Genomic DNA, 19313 nt, shown 5'->3' on the forward strand with positions numbered 1-19313 from the left:
GGGACGCGCTTAGAATAAGACACTGTTTAATGAGTCAGCACGCTGTGCAGCTATCAATACGTAGTTTGTTTTTGTGGATGGTTATGGCCATCGCCACAGCGTCTTTGCTTGTATCTGCGGGTCTGTCCGGCTACAACCAGGTGAATCATTACCGCGAAGCACAGCGCGAAGATGTCACTATCTTTATTGACTTACTCGCCGCCCTGTTTAAAGACGACCTTCTTAAAGTACAATCAGACAGAGATAAACGGTTACTGGGTAATAAACTTAAAAACCTGGCGGTTTCTCCTGATTTGCTCAACGTGCATATTTACCAGCAGGATATATCCGGTCAGCTCAGAATGGTGGCAAACTACACCAAAGAAGGCGAAACCCGTACCAGTTCGAAAGAGTCCTCTGTCAGTAATTATTTTCGTCCGGTTTACTCAAACGAAATCGTTGAAATTGCACGTGCCATCGAGAATGAAGATGCCTCAACGGCGGGGTACATCTATATTCAGGTGTCCACACATCGTCTGAATGAAAAAATCCAGCAGTCCATTTTGACGTCTGTCACCGTCATTATTCTGATGCTGGTGATCTGCTTTATTGTTTCTCTCAAAATGCAAAAGCTCATTACTGCGCCTATCCAGCGTCTGGGAGATTTTCTCAGTAAAACGTCCCGGCAAAGGGATTACTCCGCCCGTGCTGAACCCGGCAATATCAGAGAGCTGGCGTATTTATCTGAATCGATTAACGTAATGCTGAGTCGTATCCAGGAATACATGCAAAAACAGAAAATGGCGGAGGAGCAGCACCGTAAACTGAATGCCAGCCTGGAAGATATGGTGAGCCAGCGCACGAACGCGCTTAAAGATGCCAACCAGGAGTTAATCCAGACACTGGAGAAGTTACACCAGTTTCAACGACAAATCGTTCAGAACGAAAAAATGGCGTCACTTGGAGATATGGTTGCCGGTGTGGCCCACGAAGTTAACACACCAATTGGTCTTGGTGTCACGGCTTCCACCATGATGCTGGACAGATTGCACATCATTCAAAAAGAATTTGAGAGTAAAACACTAAAAGCCAGTACAATGGCCAGGTTCTTAAATGAGAGTCAGGAAAACCTGAATATCATCTACCGGAACCTTAACCGTGCAGCAGAGCTGATTTCCAGCTTCAAACAGGTTGCGGTAGACCAGTCTTCAGAGAGTAACCGCAGATTTTGCTTTGCACAGCTGGTTAATGAGATACTGTTATCCTTACGTCCCAGATTAAAAAAGCTCCATCATGATATTCGCGTAGACTGCGATCCGACGTTATCAGTGGAGACCAAAGCCGGCCCTATCAATCAGATAATAATAAATCTGATCATGAATTCTGTCATACACGGCTTTGAGCATATAGAACACGGTGAAATAGACATCATTGCGGAAATGATGACACCGACAAAAATGAAATTAATTTACAAAGATAACGGAAAAGGCATATCGAATGATATCCGCAAACGTATCTTTGACCCGTTTGTTACAACTAAGCGGGGGCAAGGTGGTTCCGGACTGGGTATGCATCTGGTCTACAACCTGGTAACACAGGCACTGAACGGCACCATCTCAATTACCAGTGAAGAAGGAAACGGCGTGGAATTTATTATCATTTTCCCTGTCGAAAGCTCTGAAACCGGAAATTTACCGTTAAAAGGTGAATAAGCCCTTGTAAATTTTGTACAAATCCTTATACCGTTGACAAGTTATCCGATAAACGCTTTTAAAATAGTCACCCGGATATTAGAATTGTCAGAAGCTAGCTTAATCGATTGTAGAAGAGTGTAAAACACCATGCAGACGCCAAATATATTAATTGTTGAAGACGAAGTGGTAACGCGTACCACACTAAAGAGCTTATTCGAAGCTGAAGGCTACAATGTGTTTGAGGCCGAGAATGGCGATCAGATGCATGATTTCTTCGAAAATCACTCTATTAACCTGGTTATCATGGATATTAACCTGCCGGGCAAAAATGGTCTGATTCTGGCGCGTGAAGTACGCGACCGTAAGAATGTAGGTCTGATTTTCCTGACTGGCCGTGACAACGATGTAGACCGTATTCTGGGTCTGGAAATCGGTGCAGATGACTATCTGACTAAACCTTTCAATCCACGTGAACTGACTATCCGTGCCCGCAACCTGCTTGCACGCACTACCAGTTCTGCAGAAGACGACGACTTACCAAGCCGCGTCAGCTTCAACGGCTGGATTCTGGATGGCGATAGCCGCTCACTGATTTCACCAAGCAGCACGGAATTCCGTCTGCCACGCTCTGAATTCCGTGCACTGCACCTGTTCCTGAGCAACCCTGGCAAAATTCTTACCCGTGAACAGCTAATTATGGAAATGACAGGCCGTGAACTGCGCCCGAACGACCGTACTGTTGACGTAACCATCCGCCGGATCCGTAAACACTTCGAATCCGAGCCGAGCGATGAAGAGTTGATTGTAACCATCCACGGTGAAGGTTACCGTTTCTGCGGTTCTGTAGACAGCTGATAGCCCGCCGGGCATTAGCTTTCACATTCCACAGATGAAAAAATGCAGCCTCTGGCTGCATTTTTTGTGTCTGATGTTTCTGATGCGGCTATTTGATTGAAGCCGACAATCAGCTGCCGGCTATACGCATTTCACCAATCAGCACTGAGCCGGTTTGAACACCGCCGCGAAGCTCGCGTTCGGCGCCGATGGCAGCAATGTTCATAAACATATCTTTCAAATTACCGGCAATGGTCACTTCGTGAACCGGATACTGGATAATACCGTTTTCAACCCAGAAGCCGGCAGCACCACGGGAATAATCGCCTGTTACGGTGTTTACACCCTGCCCCATTAGCTCTGTAACCAGTAAACCGGTGCCCATTTCTTTGAGCATCTCAGCATCTGACTGCCCGGTGTCCCCCACAATCCAGTTGTGGATACCGCCAGCGTGACCGTTTGAAATAACACCCAGTTTGCGTGCTGAATAGGTCGTGTAGAGATAGTGAGATAAACAACCGTTCTCCACAATCGTCATGTCTTGTGTTGCCACCCCTTCAGCATCAAAGCTGGAACTGGCCAGCCCTGATTTCAAATGAGGCTTTTCTTCAATGTTCAGCCATTGAGGGAAAACCTGTTCGCCCAGCTTATCCAGCAGGAATGAAGAACGGCGGTACAGGCTGCCACCGCTGATGGCACTGACATAATGGCCAAATAATGAACTGGCAACGTCCTTATGCAACATAACCGGTACTTTGCCTGTGGCAATTTTACGGGCTCCCAGACGGGCGACAGTTGCCTCAGCGGCTTCACGGCCCACTTCTGCAGCAGGTTTAAGCAAATGCGCCTGACGGTTTACTGTATAGGCGTAGTCCCGTTGCATATCACCATTTTCAGAGCCGATCATCATGCAGCTCACGCTGTAACGACTGCTCGGATAGCCGGCGTTGATACCATGGGTATTACCGTACACCCGCATCCCCAGGTTTGCGTTATAAGATGCGCCGTCTGAGTTGGTAATGCGTTTGTCGTATGCCATGGCGGCCCGCTCAGCTTCAATGGCAACCTCAATGCCTTTTTGCGGGTCCAGCTCAATGGGGTGATACAATTCTAAATCAGGAAATTCAGTGGCAATCAGTTCTTTGTCTGCCAGGCCAGTGCACGGGTCTTCACTGGTATAACGGGCGATATCCACCGCTTTTTCTACCGTCAGTGCCAACGCTTCCTTACTTAGATCCGCTGTAGACGCACTGCCCTTATGCTTGCCGACATAAACGCTGATCCCCAGACCACCGTCGTTATTAAATTCCACATTTTCTACATCGCACATGCGGGATGACACAGCAATCCCCTGCACTTTCGACATACTGGCCTCGGCCTGCGTCGCGCCTTTTTTCAGCGCCATTTTAAGAACGTCGTCTACGACATTCTGAATTTCCGCAATTTGCTTTTCAATTTGCATAGTGAGTTTCGCTATTTCCGTCTGTATGTCACAATAACCGAATACTGCAGTGTAACATTTATGAGTGCCAAATGAGCGATAACAACCACCATTCTGATGAAGAAAACTCATTTAATGAAATTGATCAGGATGATGAGAGTGAATTAATCAGTAAATCCGAACTGAAGCGTCTGTCTGCTGAACGTCAGAAGCTCGGAGAAGACCTGGTTAACTTAACGCCGGCCCACCTTGCCACCATTCCTATGGACGAAGAGCTGGAAGACGCAGTGATGCTGGCGCGAAATATTAACCGCAAAAAAGATGGTTTCAGACGTCAGCTTCAGTTTATCGGCAAATTAATGCGCAGCCGGGATACCAGCGATATTGAAGCTGCGCTGGCAAAATTGACGCACGCACACCAGGCCAGCAATGCCGCGTTTCACGCGCTGGAAAAAGCCAGAGAAGCGGTAATTAATGAGGGTGATGACGCCATACAACGCCTGATGGAAGAGCATCCTGCCCTGGATCGCCAGAAACTGCGGCAGTTCCACCGTCAAATCAGAAAAGAGCGGGAGAACAACGCACCGCCAAAAGCATTCCGCGAGTTATTTCAGTACTTAAAAGAAGTGATTCACGAAGGGTAATTCAAAAAAGCGCGATAAGATTTTATCGCGCTTTTATCAGAGTAATAAAAAAATTAAGCAGTACCACCTACGGTGAGTTCATCCACCTTCAGCGTTGGCTGACCAACGCCAACCGGCACGGACTGGCCGTCTTTACCGCACACACCGACACCGCGATCCAGCGCCACATCATTACCAATCATAGAAATTTTCTGCATGACTTCCGGGCCATTGCCAATGAGGGTAGCGCCTTTTACCGGCGCAGTAATTTTACCGTTCTCAATCAGATAAGCCTCTGCGCTGGAAAATACAAACTTACCGGACGTGATATCTACCTGACCACCGGCGAAGTTCGGTGCGTAAATACCTTTGTCGATTGACGCAATGATCTCCTGCGGGTCGTGCTCACCGGCCATCATGTACGTATTGGTCATACGTGGCATGGGTAAGTGCGCGAAGGACTCACGGCGTCCGTTTCCGGTTGGGCTCACACCCATCAAACGGGCATTCATTTTATCCTGCATGTAACCTTTCAGGATGCCGTCTTCAATCAGCACGTTATGTGCTGACGGCGTGCCCTCATCATCTACAGAAAGAGAGCCACGGCGGTCAGCCATTGTGCCGTCATCTACCACTGTGACCCCTTTGGCAGCTACACGCTCGCCTATACGGCCGCTGAAAGTAGATGCATTTTTACGGTTGAAGTCACCTTCCAGACCATGGCCTACCGCTTCATGCAGCAGCACACCCGGCCAGCCGTTACCTAACACCACCGGCATGGTCCCGGCAGGGCTGGCGATCGCTTCCATATTCACCCGCGCCATGTGCAGTGCTTCATCGGCCAGGGTTTCGTAGTAAGGCCGGCCGTCTTTATCTGTGGTGAAGAAGTCATATGAGTGGCGTCCGCCGGCGCCGGCACTGCCACGCTCCCTGCGATCGCCTTTTTCCATCAGTACTGAGCAGTTCAAACGCACCAGCGGACGAATATCTGCCGCCAGGGTGCCGTCAGTCGCAGCCACCAGTACTTCTTCATACACGCCGCTTAAGCTCACTACCACCTGATTAATACCGGGTTCTTTTTGACGGATATAAGCATCCACCGATTTTAACAGCGCAATTTTTTCAGCGTCCTGCATGGCAAGCAAGGGATTGTTGTCTTTGTAACGGGTGATATAGCTGCCGGTTTCCAGTGACTGAACATGATGTTTACCACCGGAAGGAGCAATCGTGCGGGCTGCACGGCAGGCGTCCAGCAGAGCCGTTTCATTGATGTCGTCAGAGTATGCAAAACCTGTTTTTTCACCACTGACTGCACGCACACCCACACCGCGCTCGATGTTGCAGCTGCCGTCTTTGATGATGCCGTCTTCCAGCACCCAGCTTTCATGCTGGCTGGACTGAAAATACAGGTCAGCATAGTCATTGTCATGGTGATAAATTTCACCCAGCGCTTTTTCCAGCGATGACAAATCAAGGCCTGAGTCTGTAAGCAGATGCGTTTTTACGTTATTAAACAAGTTGGCTCCTGAACCGGTTATGTTGGCTGACAGGCATATTCGCCTTCAACTTCACCCGATCGTTAATGTCTATTTTAGCACTTACCAGCCCGGTCTGTTCAGGCTCGCAGGCCAGAACATCCCCCCAGGGAGAAATCACCATACTGTGACCGTAAGTTTCGCGCTGGTTGGCATGAATGCCGGTTTGATTTGCGCCAGCCACAAAACACTGTTTTTCAATTGCCCGGCTACGCAAAAGCACTTCCCAGTGTGCTTCGCCGGTACGCTGCGTAAAAGCAGCAGGCAACACCAGAATATCGATGTCTCCCATTGCCGTAAATAAGCCGGGAAAGCGCACATCATAACATACTGCCAGACCAATACGCCCGACCTCTGTATCCACAACTACCACCCGGCTGCCGGGTTTCGTATATTTAGATTCCAGATAGGTACCGGTGCGGTCATTTACCGCCACATCGAAAAGGTGAATCTTCTGGTATTCGGTTATCAGTTCGCCATCCGGCGAATAAAACAGGCAGGAAGCTGTAAACAGGTTTTTCTCAGAGGTTTTGAGCGGAATAGTACCACCCGCCAGATAGCACCGGTATTTTGCCGCCATAGCACTGAGTGCCTGTTGAATTTTGCCTTCACCTTTCGCTTCAGCGATAGTCAGTAATGTACCGTCACGGGTGCCGAAACAGGCGAAACACTCAGGCAGTACAACCAGACTGGTCACTTCGTCCGGGTCTGGCAGTAACGCAAGCTGAGACTCAACAAATTGTAAGTTCGCTTCGATATCCGGTCCGGATGTCATCTGTATTGCGACTACATTAACCATTGTTTACCTCCAGTTTGATGCGCTCCATGTCCTGGTCTGTGATGGGATCATCCGGCGATGTTGCCGGCCGCGTTTTCGCCGGCAGTGCGACTTCTTTGCTGTCCCTGCCCACCTCTTCAAATACCGGTTCACTTAAGCTGCCGGTAACATGGTAGTTCACATTTGATATGACTTTCGCTGATGTTAACACCTGGTCAAGTGCCAGTGCAGCCAGTGCGGTTGGCGGCGTGGCGAGGAAGTACACCAGGATAGGCAGGTTGCCGGTGACGTTAGGCGAAAACACCACATTGTAATTCAGCTGGTTTTCCACCAGATCGGTATAGCCTTTGATATTAATTTCACCGGCACCGCCATCAATTACAGTATCGCCGGTATACGCTTTGCCGTCAGCGATGGACAAGGTACCGCTCATATCATCATAAAAGAAGCCCTTCGCGAACACATCACGGAAATCCAGGCTCAGTTTACGCACCAGTGAATTCAGACTGAAAAGGGTAAAAATACGGGAGCCTTTATCACTGACTTCACTGAGATAACCGTCTGACAAAGACCACTTTACATCGCCTGTCAGGGTTTCTGCACTAAAATCCATGGGGGATTTTGCCCAGCTTAAATCAAAGTTCATTCTGGCGCCTGAGTCTTTAATGCCGCTGTCGACGCCCCAGTTTTTCAACATCATGCCCACATCATCACTTTCCAGCGAACCACCCAGTAAAGTGTTGTTGTCGTCGCCGTCAAAGACCCATTTTCCTTTTGCCGAAAACTTGCCATGCTTACTCACTGCACTAAGTTGCCGGATATCCAGACCAGACGTCGCTTTCGCCACATCCAGTGTTACCTCGCCTAAATCTTTGTCTAGGAATATGCATTGTTTACAGTGGAAGTAGACCGGCGGTAACGTATTCGCATCCCAGTTATGGGCCACGCCTTCATCTTCTGATTCCCAACTTTCAAAACGGATATAATCAGCTTCAACGGCAACGCCCCGCGCCAGCCAGTCATCATACAAATTCACCGTCGCTCTGGCTTCCGTGGCGTTGATATCCAGCATCCAGTTATTGTTTTGCTGCTTGGTGGTAATTTTAGCGTTATGCAGATTCTGACCGGCAATCACCAGGTTACCGGCATTAACAAATATACGTTCCGGCACAGAAAATAACGCGTTTTTCTGCGTACCGGGTTCGCCGCCACTGCCCATGCCGTTTACCAGTAACTCGATGGTTTTGTACCAGTCCGTCACATTCACGACATCCATGGCGGCAGAGATACTGAAACCTATGCCCATGCCTACAAAGTCGCTGTCACCCAAAGCCAGGTGGGCGCGGGAAAACTGCATTTCCTGATGAGGCAGTACACCTTCGAAGCGCACATCATCACCTAAGCTGGCTTTCACCGTTGAGGCTTGCTCATTCCCTTCACTGATCACATTGAACAATAAATCACTGTCTGCTGTTTTAGCAAAAGGAGCTGGCAACTTTGAACTAAGGCCGGTTAACGGCGTAGTAATATTCGCACGGTAGCTGAATCCTTCCGGCGGAATACGCAATGCGACAACGGCCTGCCAGTGGGCATCACCGGATAAATAAGTGTCGAAGTCAGGGTTAAACTCAGCCAGCAGAGGATTAATGTTCCAGGTACCATCCAGCGACAGATCCACCAGATAATCTTCGTATTCCTGCTTGCCGTCAAAAGACAAACTCACCGGCTGCCCGAGCAACGACGCCTCTAAATCAGTGAACTGCACCTTTTCGTTTTCAAAGGTGACTTTACCGGTAGCGCCGGCAAAATCCATTTTTACGCTGCTCACGTGAACATCGTTCCCGGGCAGGGTCACTTCCCCCCGGGCAATGACCTGGTTACTGTCGAAAGGAATTTCAAGATGTAAGCCAGCAGACAGGTCTCCCTTTATCTGCACATCTTTTTCCAGTAATCGTCCCAGCGAACCGGATAAACTGCTCTGCAGCATAAGTGAAGTAACATCCGCCCCTCTGGCTTTACCCGTGGCATCGATAATCACTTCCGAGTCACCCCGTAAAGCAGGGATCACAGCAGTCATATTACTTACAGCAACACCACCAAGTGTGCCTCCCGGACTGTGCATAGTCAGGCTGTCGTTCTCGAACAATAAAGTAAGGTCCAGCCCTTCCAGTGGCAGCCAGTCATCAGAGAAGCGGAATGTGCTGCCGGTTACCTGTATTTTGGCCTGAAAAATCCCTTCATTGCCGCTGAAAGGAAAATCTGCCGGTTTACCCTGCCAGAGTATAGTGGCTCCATTTATTTGCCCCGGCCCGACGAAAGCGCGGTTGAGAAAAGCCGTTGTATTCTTGCCAATTAGCGGACCAGGCAACAAGTGCTGTATATCTTTTACCGGACGGGACACGATGTCAGCACTTACCGACAACTCCCGTGATGTGGTATCAAAGCGGAATGCAGGTTGAAACGATAATTTATCCGACTGCACATCCAGTTTGTGGCTTTGGACAACCCAGTGATTGCCGTCATCAAGGGACTGCCGGTAAACAAACACTTTCCCTCTCAGCTTGCTTACCTTCACTGATTCCGGTAGCAAATTATCGATGTCCAGGGTGCTGTCATCTGCAGATAACAACACCACACCTTGTTTCTTATGCCAGAAAATGTCCATGTCGAGGTGAGAAAGCCCGGGCACATAGCCATCCTGATCCCAACTCACGTCAATGAGTTTTGCTGCCAGGTCAAACCCTTTCGGCTGCAGTTTTACCTGTAGTGTAGCCAGTTGCCCCCCCGGGTTGATATCGCGGATATTGTCATCGGCGGTATCGTCTGTGAACAGGGGTAATAACACCAGAAAAGGGTTCACCGGTGCCGGCTTCACCGTATTCACCAGTAATTCATTATCCGATACAGTTCCTACCAGGTCTGTTACCAGGCTCTGATCGTTGGCATCAAAAATAAGCTGATCAACACGGAAGTGCCATTTGTCTTTAACCGGTTGCGCCTGAATGCTGCCGCCGCGGATCCCCGAGTTAAACACCAGCGCATCGTCGCCCCCCCACGCCAGCTTACTTTCGTGGAATTCGGTATAAAACGCACTGAAGTGACTTTCTTTTACTTCAGCCCAGAGTTCAAAATTCGCCCGGCTTTCACGCAACGGACGCCGTGTTGCCAGCAAGCCGCTAACCCAGGGAGAAATATCCAAATCCTCTGCCCGGGCGTACATCACGCCATCCAGTGAATCAGGGGTACCGGTGAGATCGAGAATAAAAGAAGCGGAGTTATTTGCCAGTTCCTGTACCCGCACAGCGCCGGTGCCCTGGTGACGCCGGTCTTTGTTGATCCAGCTCAGTGACTCCAGTTGCAGTACTTCCCGCTCATTATTGCGGGTAATCGCAACCTCACCTTCAGTAAGTGAAAAGCGCTGTAACTGCTCAAGGAAAAGGCTTTTAAGCGCATCGACGACAGGAAAATCACTCTCACCGGCACCGTCAAGACGGTCGGCATCGATTTCGAGTGTCAGTGCGTCCAGAGTAAAGGCATTGGAAGACAACATCCGTAAGCGCAGGCTTTCCCAGAAATCGATGTCCATGTGGACTTGTTTAATGCCAAGCGCCACCGGAGAAGAGTCGCCGTTGGCGAGCACCACATCATTTAATACGATACTGGGGCCTGATTTTTCCCAGTCTGCCTGAACGCTGCCAATTTTGAGATCGACACCGTATTTTTCACTGACATAGTCTTCGAGCAGGTATTTTTTATGGTCGATATGGGGCAATGCGTAGCGCATAACGCTCAGCATGACAGCAAACAACACTAAAAAGACTGCCAGCAGCATCCACAGCTTTTTTACCAGCCAGGTGGCTACCTTACCTGCTTTACTCACTTAACGGGCACCGCCTTACATCATGACTACGTCGTATTTATCCTGGTTGTAGAGCGGCTCTGTCTGCACTTTAATCTGCTTAGACACAAACACTTCCAGCTCAGCCAGAACATGGGATTCTTCACCCAGCAGCGCATCGGCTACATTTGGCGAAGCATAAATAACAAATAATTCTGCGTCATAGGCACGGTTAACACGCACCACTTCACGCATAATTTCAAAGCAAATCGTCTCGATAGTTTTTACCGAGCCCCGGCCTTTACATACCGGGCATAGTCCGCACAGGGTATGCTCAAGACTTTCGCGGGTGCGTTTACGGGTCATTTCAATCAGACCCAGTGAGGTAAACCCGTGAATATTAATCTTTGCCCGGTCTTTCACCGTTGCCGCTTCCAGACTATTTAAGACACGCCGTTTATGATCCGGTTCCGACATATCAATAAAGTCGATGAGGATCATACCACCCAGATTGCGCAACCTGAGTTGCCTTGCGATAGCCAGCGTGGCTTCAATGTTAGTATTGAAAATGGTCTCTTCCAGATTGCGGTGACCGACAAACGCACCGGTATTAATATCGATGGTGGTCATCGCTTCGGTCTGGTCGATAATGAGATAACCGCCGGATTTAAGATCGACTCTGCGATCTAACGCCCGCTGTATTTCATTTTCGACATCATACAGGTCAAAAATGGGCCGGTCGCCACGGTAGTACTCCAGTTTGCTTTGAAGCTCGGGAACATATTCGGCGGTAAATTCACCTAACTCCCTGAAAGACAAATTAGAGTCAATACGGATACGGTCCAGCTCGGTGCCAACAAAGTCCCGCAGCACCCGGCGGGCCAGTGGCAAATCTTCATACATGATATGCTGCTTCTTGCGGCCCATCCGTTGTTTGATTTTGTTCCACAACCGGCGCAGAAAAGCCGCGTCGGAAGAGAGCTCCTGTTGCGATACTCCCTCTGCGGCTGTTCGCAAAATAAAGCCGCCTTCATCGTCACAGTATTCCTGTACCAGATTCTTCAACCGCTCCCGCTCCGCTTCATCTTCAATTCGCTGGCTTACGCCAACATGGGTGACGCTCGGCATGAAGACCAGATAGCGTGACGGAATGGTAATGTCGGTAGTCAGCCGCGCGCCTTTCGTACCGATGGGATCTTTCACCACCTGCACAATAATGTCCTGACCGTCACGCACCAGCTCGCGGATATCCCTCTTTTGCAACTGACTGCTGGATACCTCATCAACAATTTCATTGTGGACAACGATGTCTGATGCATGCAAAAAAGCGGCTTTATCCAGACCGATATCCACAAACGCTGCCTGCATGCCAGGTAACACACGGCTCACTTTCCCGCGGTAAATATTCCCCACCAGCCCTTTCTTGGTGTGCCGCTCTACGTGCACTTCCTGAAGGATACCGTTTTCGATTAATGCGACCCTGGATTCAGAGGGCGTTACGTTGATTAGTAGTTCTGCACTCACGATGAAATTCCAAATTCTTTCAACAAACAACGGGTCTCGTACAATGGCAGACCAATCACTGAACTCACACTGCCGGATACCGATCTGACAAACTGACCGCCAATACCCTGAATGGCATAACTTCCGGCTTTATCTGCAGGTTCTCCTGTCTCCCAGTATGCGGCAATATCGTCGTCGGTGACAGGGGCGAAAAGTACCTTTGTGCATACGCACAGTGTTTTTGATTTACCGCCGCAATAAATACTCACGGCAGTCAGCACTTCGTGTTCCTTGTCAGACAAAGCTCTGAGTGTGGCAAAACAATCATCACGGTCTGCCGGCTTACCTAACGGCCGGCCCTGAAAAGCAATGAGCGTATCTGAAGCCAGCACCACATAAGACGAATCCGCATCCGCGCTCAGGCGCTCACTGGCAACCCTTGCCTTCTCAGCCGCCAACCGCGTCACCATGGTTTCAGGAGATTCTCCGTCGAGGGGAGACTCATCGATATCGACGGGAAACTGACGATGGGCAAACCCCATCTGGTCAAGTAATGCAGTGCGGCGGGGAGAAGCTGATGCCAGAATAAGTTGCGCTGACATAACGCCTCCTAATTAATGTTGAGTTGTCTGCGTGCTTTACGGAGCACCCAGAATATCCATGGCCATAAAATCATCGTGCTGAGAACAGGCCATAAATAGCTGAGCTGAAAAGGTATGCCAGTGAGAAGATGCTGAAGCCAGAATAAAACGGTGTGATAGAGCGCACTGATAAGGCCAATGATAATTGCCTGTTGCCACACCGAGTAGTTGCGTAAACGCTGATAGTTAGCCGCCAGTGTAAATACCGATAAACTCAGGGAAAAACTGTGAATCCCCAGCGACGTCCCCAGCAAAATATCCATGGCAATTCCCGCCATGAAGGCCACGCCTACATTCACGCGGTGAGGCAATGCCATGGTCCAGTAAGCCAGCACAATGAGCACCCAGTCCGGCCGGTAAATATCGACCTGGATAGGCAGAGGCACAATTTGTAAAACCAGTGCAATGAGTAAAGTGGCAATAATGGCAGAGTGGCGGGTCTTAATCATTCTCACCCTCCGGGCTTTCATCACCGGCGGTACTGACACCATCAAATTCCGCTTCCCCGTCATGATGTTCCGGCCACAACAACAGCAAATACTTCAACCTGTCCAGCCGTGCAAGAGGCGTAGCGGCAACAATGGCAAACGGGCGGCTTTCGTCACGGATCACCCGGCTGACCTGTGCCACCGGATAACCCTCCGGAAATACCTGTCCTAAACCTGATGTCACCAGAATATCCCCGACTTCCACGTCCACACTATGAGGGACATGTTCCAGCAGCAGCTCATCGAGAGAGCCGGTGCCGCTGGCAATAAAGCGGATATTATTACGTACTGAGCGTACCGGCACAGCATGAGTCACATCAGTGATCAATACCACCCGGCTGTTCGTTGTACCCACTTCCATCACCTGGCCCACTACGCCACGGTCATCCAGCACCGATTGCGACAGGAACACATCGTCCAGCGCTCCTTTATTAATCACAATTTGCTGGCTGAAAGGACTGTTTTCAACGGCCATCAGCTCTGCCACCTTTTTACGCACGTCCGGTTTTGCCGGCGTATCCAGTAAGGCACGGAGTTGATCGTTTTCTGACTGCAACACATCGAATCGCTGTAAACGTTCACTCATCAGCAAAACCTGATTGGTCAGCCGCTGGTTTTCTTCAACGAGGTCTTCATGGGAGGTAAGGCGTTGCGCACTGGCGCTGAGCAGTACGCTGGGGAGGTTCGCAAGGTATTGTAATGGACTCATCAGTGAGTTCATGTACACGCGCGAAGACTGAAACGCATCAAATTTCGAATCTGCGATTATCAGCGCCACCGACATTACCAGCGCAAGAATGAGGCGGCTAATCAGTGAAGGTCCGCGTGTGAAAATCGTATCCATATTACCCGTGATACGCAGTAAGGCTACCTTGCGGTAGCCTTTCTGGTTTGATTATTCGTAGCTGAACAGGTCGCCGCCATGTATATCAATCATGTCGAACGCTTTACCGCCACCGCGGGCTACACAGGTAAGCGGATCATCTGCCACCACTACCGGAATACCGGTTTCTTCCATCAGTAAGCGGTCCAGATCTTTCAGTAACGCACCACCACCGGTAAGTACCATGCCGCGTTCAGAAATATCTGAAGCCAGTTCCGGCGGAGACTGCTCCAGGGCAACCATGACCGCAGACACGATACCGGTTAACGGTTCCTGTAAGGCTTCTAAAATTTCATTGGAATTCAGCACGAAGCCACGGGGAACACCTTCAGCCAGATTACGGCCGCGCACTTCAATTTCACGTACTTCATCACCCGGGTAAGCAGCACCGATTTCGTGCTTAATACGCTCTGCAGTAGCTTCACCGATGAGTGAACCGAAGTTACGACGCACATAGTTAATGATAGCTTCGTCAAACTTATCACCACCAATGCGAACAGAAGAGGAATACACCACACCGTTCAGTGAAATAATTGCGACTTCTGTGGTACCACCACCGATATCGACCACCATGGAACCGGTAGCTTCTGATACCGGTAAACCCGCACCAATAGCAGCCGCCATCGGCTCGTCAATCAGATACACTTCGCGGGCACCTGCACCCAGTGCAGATTCTTTAATAGCACGGCGTTCTACCTGAGTAGAACCACAAGGTACGCATACCAGCACTCGCGGGCTGGGACGCAGGAAATTGTTGTCGTGAACCTGTTTAATAAAATGCTGCAGCATTTTTTCAGTCACATAGAAGTCAGCGATAACGCCGTCTTTCATTGGACGGATAGCACGGATATTACCCGGCGTACGGCCAAGCATACGCTTAGCTTCAGAACCCACCGCGGCAACACTTTTTGGTCCTGATGCCCGTTCCTGACGGATTGCTACCACTGATGGTTCGTTAAGTACGATGCCCTGATCTTTTACATAGATGAGCGTGTTAGCCGTTCCGAGGTCGATGGACAAATCGTTGGAAAACATGCCTCGAAGCTTTTTAAACATGAAATGCCAGTTCCTGTTATTGCGCCTGCATACCTTTCTTCGGGCATGGCTTGCGGCGTGACTGCGAAATGAAGATATATATCCGCACACTTTAACAACGGGTACTACTTTGGGCAAGCAAATAGCCCCCTGAGGCGCACAAAATACCGCTTCGCTGGTCAGCTTAAATGATTGAGCAGAATTTTAGTTCAAAAATCAGCCAGCAGGGGGATTGTTTCGTCATGTAAAAGTGTGCAAAAAGAGTGACAATCACCACTCTGAACAGTCGTTAGACTGAGAAGACGGCATTCCGTTCAGGAAAAGTTCAGGAAAATCCGGAGGCAAAGATAAACATACCAGGCAAGACTAATAGTTGAAGGGTTTAGTCATGTTGTATGTGTTGGATTTCGTCGCCACCATATCACCGGCAGCGCAGGTGCCGGTGGATTTAATTTCATAATGGTACTCTGTCTGGTTTCCGCTGACAGGGATTGAACGGGTGGTACACCGCACTACAATCGTACAGCCTTCAAACCCCTGCATATTCACCACCAGACTGTCCAGGTTGAAAGAGTTGTCGCAAATATGCAGATTACCGTTAACTGGTTTAATCGCGTGGACCAGTATTTCTACTCCCACCAGAGAGGCCTGCTCTGCCCGCTCGCCCATGACTTCATACACAATGGTTTTTTCTGATGACTGCACCATTGAAGCCATCGATATACCAATGAGTGACAGCACTACAATGGCAAACATCGCCAGTACCAGCATGCTGCCCTTCTGTGATGCGGGCAAAGCGCAGGTTGTTTCAGGGTTTGAACGCAACGTGCACCTCCTGAAAATGATTAACCTGTTCACCGTTATCATTAAACTGAAGGTTTATCCTGACGAAATTGCTTTTTCCGGCCGGGCCCGCAAATACCATTAACGGGTCGTTAGCGGCATAGGAAGACGCCGGATTACCTGACAAGGAATTTGTAACATGCTCAGCCACAATTACAGCACCAGACAACGACAAAGATTGCGAGGTATTCATATTTTCCTCTTTGCGATATACGTTGCCATTCGCCACACAGTAGCTGATTGTCCGGTTAACAAAATAGGCATAGTGATGAGGTGATGCCTGCTGAAATGCACGGTCTACCTGTACCTGAATAACATCATCACTGTCATCACGGGTGAGGCAATGCCCGTCTCCGTCATCTGAGCATCCTGTTACCCGCGCTTTTCTGTTACGTGACAGATCGTATACGTCAGCGGGTTGCAGGGGATAAATGACGATGTGCTGATCATTAGCGACAATATGGTAATTACCATCCGGGTCGTGTGGCCAGAACATATTAATCGTACGGTTGGACGTTGAACCAAAAGGTGCAGTGGCATAGCTGGCAGGCCAGACGACCGGGGTAAATTCAACGCAGTGCACACCACTGTTTCCGGCGATGCGAAAACTGTTTGGCACTGCACGGGCCATTTCCCGCTGCATCCGCGTTACGGCGAAGCGGCCCTCGTTCATCAGTTGCTCTCTCTCAACACTGCCGGCAAACAGCAGCATAGTATTTCCCATAAAGCTGCTTATTCCCAAACCCACAACCCCCAGGATCACAATCACTGTGACAAGTTCAATCAGGGTGAAGCCTTTTTGTACACTGAACTTCGCCATCAGATATTCCACTTGTATGCAGAGAACACCACCGTATCGCCACCCGGTGTGGTAATAAAGACGACAATGCGTTTTATATTCCCGGTATAGGTACCGGTATCGTATACGCCATCCTGATTAATATCGTCATCGTCTATACCATCAATATTGTCATCGTAATGCACCCGGACAAACAGCGAAAACCCCTGATAAAGTGGTGAGCCGTCTGACGCAATTAGCGCTACACCACGGCTGTCAGTAATACCGGCACCCGACTGGCTGAGCAGGTGATAATCATCCACATCATCCCAGTTTGCTCTGAGCTCACCGCTACCCGGCCCGAATTCATTGGTATAAGAACAGCGACTGCCCTCATTACACCGGGGGGCGTCGGGATTAGAACTGGAACGCACATCAAATTTTTTACTGTTAATTTCCGATAGCAATGCCCGTCCGAGTTCCGCTGCACGGGTTTGCCAGATGGGTTCCAGGCTTTTCTTTGATTGTTCAGCAATGAGCTGCACAGACGTGGTCAGCACGATGGCAAATATCACCATCCCGATAACCGTTTCCAGTAATGTAAACCCCCGGTTAGCATTCATAGATGAAACCCTGGCTGTTTACGCACACACTGGCGGTTGATTTGCCGGCAAATGAAATACGGCAACCGGAACCTGAAGCGCACAGAGCGCCGGGGGTCAATGGTTTACCCACATTGTTAAAACCGATATAGACCGGCGCGGAGGCATTGCCATCGTAGCCCGACATAGTGACTTCCATGGCACTCATTTCGCCATTATCCGTACGGAGGTGGCTGGCAGCGCTGAAATCAATGCCGCTCTGACAGGACGCGGATGAACTGGCAGTTGCCAGAGTGGCCACTGGCGGGCCGAAATTGAGCGATGACGGGGAATAATTGAAGTTCAGCCGGTGACAATATCCGTCACGGGTGTCCTGCATGGCCTGCATCTGAACATGCCTTAGTGCGCTAAGCAGGCGCTTTTGCAGCAGGAACTCGTTGTACCCCTTGCCATCATCGAAGCGTGAAATCGCTACCACCGATAACACACCCAGTAAAACTATGATGATGACAAGTTCAACAAGGGTAAAGCCCGACTGAACATAATTTGACGTAATGCGCTTTCGCATTACACATCCTTCTTTATTTCAGAGTATTAGCAACCGTCTGTGTAAACATCAACGGATGGAGCTGTATTCGCGTCTGCAGCTTCTGTATATACCACCTGACACGCATCAGATGAAGTGATAGCTACAGCTGTAACACCATTTGGAGTGATCGTAAATTGACCGGCAGCTGGTGCATTCGCCGTGAAGTCCCAGTCTGCATCAGCAAACTCTACCCAATAGTTCAAGTTTGCGAGTGAAGCAACTTCGGCATCTGGGTACCCAAAGTCAGTATTAACGTTTTCCCCTCCAATAGTTACCCGCGTCGTAGCGTTACCGGCATAGGCCGTGCGTTGTTCACCGGCAATGGCAGATTTTGCATAAACCAGTTGCATGCCGCTGGTCAGTGCCGCTTTAGCACCTTGCAGGGTAGATGCACGGGCATCGCCTTGTAAGTCAATGAAACGGGGCGCTGCCGTTACGGCAAGAATACCTAAAATCACTATCACAATGACCAGTTCGATAAGTGTAAAACCACGTTGTTGCATGCTCAGTACCTCTAAATAGGAAATTAACTATATATATTATGGCTCAAAATATTGCTCAGTTAGTTATGGATTGATCGCTATTGTTAGTGAACACAATAACCTGACCTATCCTTGAGTCGTATATGAATCCATTTCCCTGTGTGTTATCGACCGGCGCGGTGTTTAAGTTCTTGATGGTTTGACTTAAATAATAGTAGCACTGGTCATTTCCGCCAGATCCTGTACCACTGCTTACAGCGGTATAGTAACGAAATCGTTCCGTGGGAATATTTTGCCAGTTAGCAGTAATGGTCGGTGCACTCTGCATGATCAGACTGAAAATGCTCTGGCAATCTGCATTACTCATACTGGTATCTTCCGAGCTGCCATCATTCGCCAGCTGTCCGGTAGGGTAGCCGGTGTCACTGTCGACCCCTACACGCACGCCATCCAATGTGACAAAGGTTTGATTCGTGCTGTCGTTGTCCTGCGGACGGGCCTCAAGTTCCCATTGCGCCCGTACCAGCCCCACGCCGGTGGCAAAACCGCCTGCCACACCTTCAACGGTGGCATTTTCCGCATCTTCGGTTACGTCCAGAAACCGGGGAATGGCCACCGCAGCCAGCAGGCCAAGCAATACCACAACAATGGTCAGCTCAATCAGCGTAAAGCCGGCCTGACTCTGTGTTGCCCGATAACGCTGTATATCCATGTTTCTGTTCTCCCGTTTTTCTGCATGCTGGCGAT

18 protein-coding genes are annotated in these 19313 nt (G+C 49.6%); 3 read left to right on the forward strand and 15 right to left on the reverse strand.

Annotation, left to right across the window (positions count from 1 at the left end; genetic code table 11):
* Positions 1-29: 29 nt before the first annotated feature.
* Positions 30-1691, forward strand: coding sequence for a sensor histidine kinase (locus ACXAG2_RS03195; RefSeq protein WP_119502848.1), 1662 nt, complete (start codon positions 30-32; stop codon positions 1689-1691).
* Between the two features lie 129 nt (positions 1692-1820).
* Positions 1821-2528 carry a two-component system response regulator ArcA gene (arcA, locus tag ACXAG2_RS03200; protein WP_119502849.1) on the forward strand — a complete coding sequence of 236 codons (708 nt, stop codon included), beginning with the start codon at positions 1821-1823 and terminating at the stop codon, positions 2526-2528.
* A gap of 109 nt (positions 2529-2637) precedes the next feature.
* On the opposite strand, the gene pmbA is transcribed toward arcA, so the two are convergent.
* Complete coding sequence (pmbA, locus tag ACXAG2_RS03205; protein ID WP_474864509.1) at positions 2638-3969, reverse strand: metalloprotease PmbA; 1332 nt, start codon at positions 3967-3969, stop codon at positions 2638-2640.
* A gap of 71 nt (positions 3970-4040) precedes the next feature.
* Between pmbA and yjgA the strand changes: the two genes are divergently transcribed.
* Complete coding sequence (gene yjgA / locus ACXAG2_RS03210) at positions 4041-4592, forward strand: ribosome biogenesis factor YjgA (RefSeq protein WP_474864511.1); 552 nt, start codon at positions 4041-4043, stop codon at positions 4590-4592.
* A 53-nt stretch (positions 4593-4645) separates the two neighbouring features.
* Here yjgA and tldD read toward each other — a convergent pair whose 3' ends face one another.
* The 14 genes from tldD to ACXAG2_RS03280 all read right to left on the reverse strand — a co-directional run bounded on the left by tldD (position 4646) and on the right by ACXAG2_RS03280 (position 19278).
* Entirely contained in the window at positions 4646-6088 is a 1443-nt protein-coding gene (gene tldD, locus ACXAG2_RS03215; RefSeq protein WP_474864513.1) for a metalloprotease TldD, read from the reverse strand.
* On the reverse strand, positions 6081-6905 hold the full coding sequence (locus ACXAG2_RS03220; RefSeq protein WP_474864515.1) for a carbon-nitrogen hydrolase family protein: 825 nt from the start codon (positions 6903-6905) through the stop codon (positions 6081-6083). The genes tldD and ACXAG2_RS03220 overlap by 8 nt, the downstream gene beginning before the upstream one ends.
* Positions 6898-10764, reverse strand: coding sequence for a YhdP family protein (locus ACXAG2_RS03225; protein ID WP_474864517.1), 3867 nt, complete (start codon positions 10762-10764; stop codon positions 6898-6900). Before ACXAG2_RS03225 ends, ACXAG2_RS03220 begins: the two co-directional genes overlap by 8 nt.
* 15 nt (positions 10765-10779) lie before the next feature.
* On the reverse strand, positions 10780-12246 hold the full coding sequence (gene rng / locus ACXAG2_RS03230) for a ribonuclease G (protein WP_119502856.1): 1467 nt from the start codon (positions 12244-12246) through the stop codon (positions 10780-10782).
* Positions 12243-12827, reverse strand: coding sequence for a Maf family protein (locus ACXAG2_RS03235; RefSeq protein WP_474864519.1), 585 nt, complete (start codon positions 12825-12827; stop codon positions 12243-12245). Before ACXAG2_RS03235 ends, rng begins: the two co-directional genes overlap by 4 nt.
* A gap of 8 nt (positions 12828-12835) precedes the next feature.
* A complete protein-coding gene (mreD, locus tag ACXAG2_RS03240; RefSeq protein WP_474864523.1) occupies positions 12836-13315 on the reverse strand; it encodes a rod shape-determining protein MreD in 480 nt (159 codons plus the stop codon).
* Positions 13308-14198 carry a rod shape-determining protein MreC gene (mreC, locus tag ACXAG2_RS03245; RefSeq protein WP_474864525.1) on the reverse strand — a complete coding sequence of 297 codons (891 nt, stop codon included), beginning with the start codon at positions 14196-14198 and terminating at the stop codon, positions 13308-13310. Before mreC ends, mreD begins: the two co-directional genes overlap by 8 nt.
* Before the next feature lie 51 nt (positions 14199-14249).
* Positions 14250-15293: a rod shape-determining protein gene (locus ACXAG2_RS03250; protein ID WP_119502859.1), complete on the reverse strand. Its 1044-nt coding sequence runs from the start codon at positions 15291-15293 to the stop codon at positions 14250-14252.
* 345 nt (positions 15294-15638) lie between these two features.
* Positions 15639-16097, reverse strand: a complete 459-nt coding sequence (locus ACXAG2_RS03255; RefSeq protein ID WP_474864527.1) for a hypothetical protein — start codon at positions 16095-16097, stop codon at positions 15639-15641.
* Positions 16081-16935 carry a PulJ/GspJ family protein gene (locus ACXAG2_RS03260; protein WP_474864529.1) on the reverse strand — a complete coding sequence of 285 codons (855 nt, stop codon included), beginning with the start codon at positions 16933-16935 and terminating at the stop codon, positions 16081-16083. The genes ACXAG2_RS03255 and ACXAG2_RS03260 overlap by 17 nt, the downstream gene beginning before the upstream one ends.
* The gene (locus ACXAG2_RS03265; RefSeq protein WP_474841664.1) at positions 16935-17516 is read right to left on the reverse strand and encodes a type IV pilus modification PilV family protein; all 582 of its coding nucleotides are present in this window, start codon (positions 17514-17516) and stop codon (positions 16935-16937) included. Before ACXAG2_RS03265 ends, ACXAG2_RS03260 begins: the two co-directional genes overlap by 1 nt.
* Positions 17506-18063, reverse strand: a complete 558-nt coding sequence (locus tag ACXAG2_RS03270; RefSeq protein ID WP_474841666.1) for a pilus assembly FimT family protein — start codon at positions 18061-18063, stop codon at positions 17506-17508. The genes ACXAG2_RS03265 and ACXAG2_RS03270 overlap by 11 nt, the downstream gene beginning before the upstream one ends.
* 26 nt (positions 18064-18089) lie before the next feature.
* A complete protein-coding gene (locus ACXAG2_RS03275) occupies positions 18090-18587 on the reverse strand; it encodes a type II secretion system protein (RefSeq protein ID WP_474841668.1) in 498 nt (165 codons plus the stop codon).
* Between the two features lie 55 nt (positions 18588-18642).
* A complete protein-coding gene (locus ACXAG2_RS03280) occupies positions 18643-19278 on the reverse strand; it encodes a pilus assembly FimT family protein (RefSeq protein WP_119503517.1) in 636 nt (211 codons plus the stop codon).
* Between the last annotated feature and the right edge of the window lie 35 nt (positions 19279-19313).

The organism is Alteromonas sp. ABH4_456 (genome assembly GCF_056160645.1).

Excerpts from the sequence above, each read along its gene's own strand:
- ACXAG2_RS03195 (WP_119502848.1), top strand. The coding sequence starts at position 30 with ATGAGTCAGCACGCTGTGCAGCTATCAATACGTAGTTTGTTTTTGTGG.
- arcA (WP_119502849.1), top strand. The coding sequence starts at position 1,821 with ATGCAGACGCCAAATATATTAATTGTTGAAGACGAAGTGGTAACGCGT.
- pmbA (WP_474864509.1), bottom strand. The coding sequence starts at position 3,969 with ATGCAAATTGAAAAGCAAATTGCGGAAATTCAGAATGTCGTAGACGAC.
- yjgA (WP_474864511.1), top strand. The coding sequence starts at position 4,041 with ATGAGCGATAACAACCACCATTCTGATGAAGAAAACTCATTTAATGAA.
- ACXAG2_RS03220 (WP_474864515.1), bottom strand. The coding sequence starts at position 6,905 with ATGGTTAATGTAGTCGCAATACAGATGACATCCGGACCGGATATCGAA.
- ACXAG2_RS03235 (WP_474864519.1), bottom strand. The coding sequence starts at position 12,827 with ATGTCAGCGCAACTTATTCTGGCATCAGCTTCTCCCCGCCGCACTGCA.
- mreD (WP_474864523.1), bottom strand. The coding sequence starts at position 13,315 with ATGATTAAGACCCGCCACTCTGCCATTATTGCCACTTTACTCATTGCA.
- mreC (WP_474864525.1), bottom strand. The coding sequence starts at position 14,198 with ATGGATACGATTTTCACACGCGGACCTTCACTGATTAGCCGCCTCATT.
- ACXAG2_RS03250 (WP_119502859.1), bottom strand. The coding sequence starts at position 15,293 with ATGTTTAAAAAGCTTCGAGGCATGTTTTCCAACGATTTGTCCATCGAC.
- ACXAG2_RS03260 (WP_474864529.1), bottom strand. The coding sequence starts at position 16,935 with ATGGCGAAGTTCAGTGTACAAAAAGGCTTCACCCTGATTGAACTTGTC.
- ACXAG2_RS03265 (WP_474841664.1), bottom strand. The coding sequence starts at position 17,516 with ATGAATGCTAACCGGGGGTTTACATTACTGGAAACGGTTATCGGGATG.
- ACXAG2_RS03270 (WP_474841666.1), bottom strand. The coding sequence starts at position 18,063 with ATGCGAAAGCGCATTACGTCAAATTATGTTCAGTCGGGCTTTACCCTT.
- ACXAG2_RS03275 (WP_474841668.1), bottom strand. The coding sequence starts at position 18,587 with ATGCAACAACGTGGTTTTACACTTATCGAACTGGTCATTGTGATAGTG.
- ACXAG2_RS03280 (WP_119503517.1), bottom strand. The coding sequence starts at position 19,278 with ATGGATATACAGCGTTATCGGGCAACACAGAGTCAGGCCGGCTTTACG.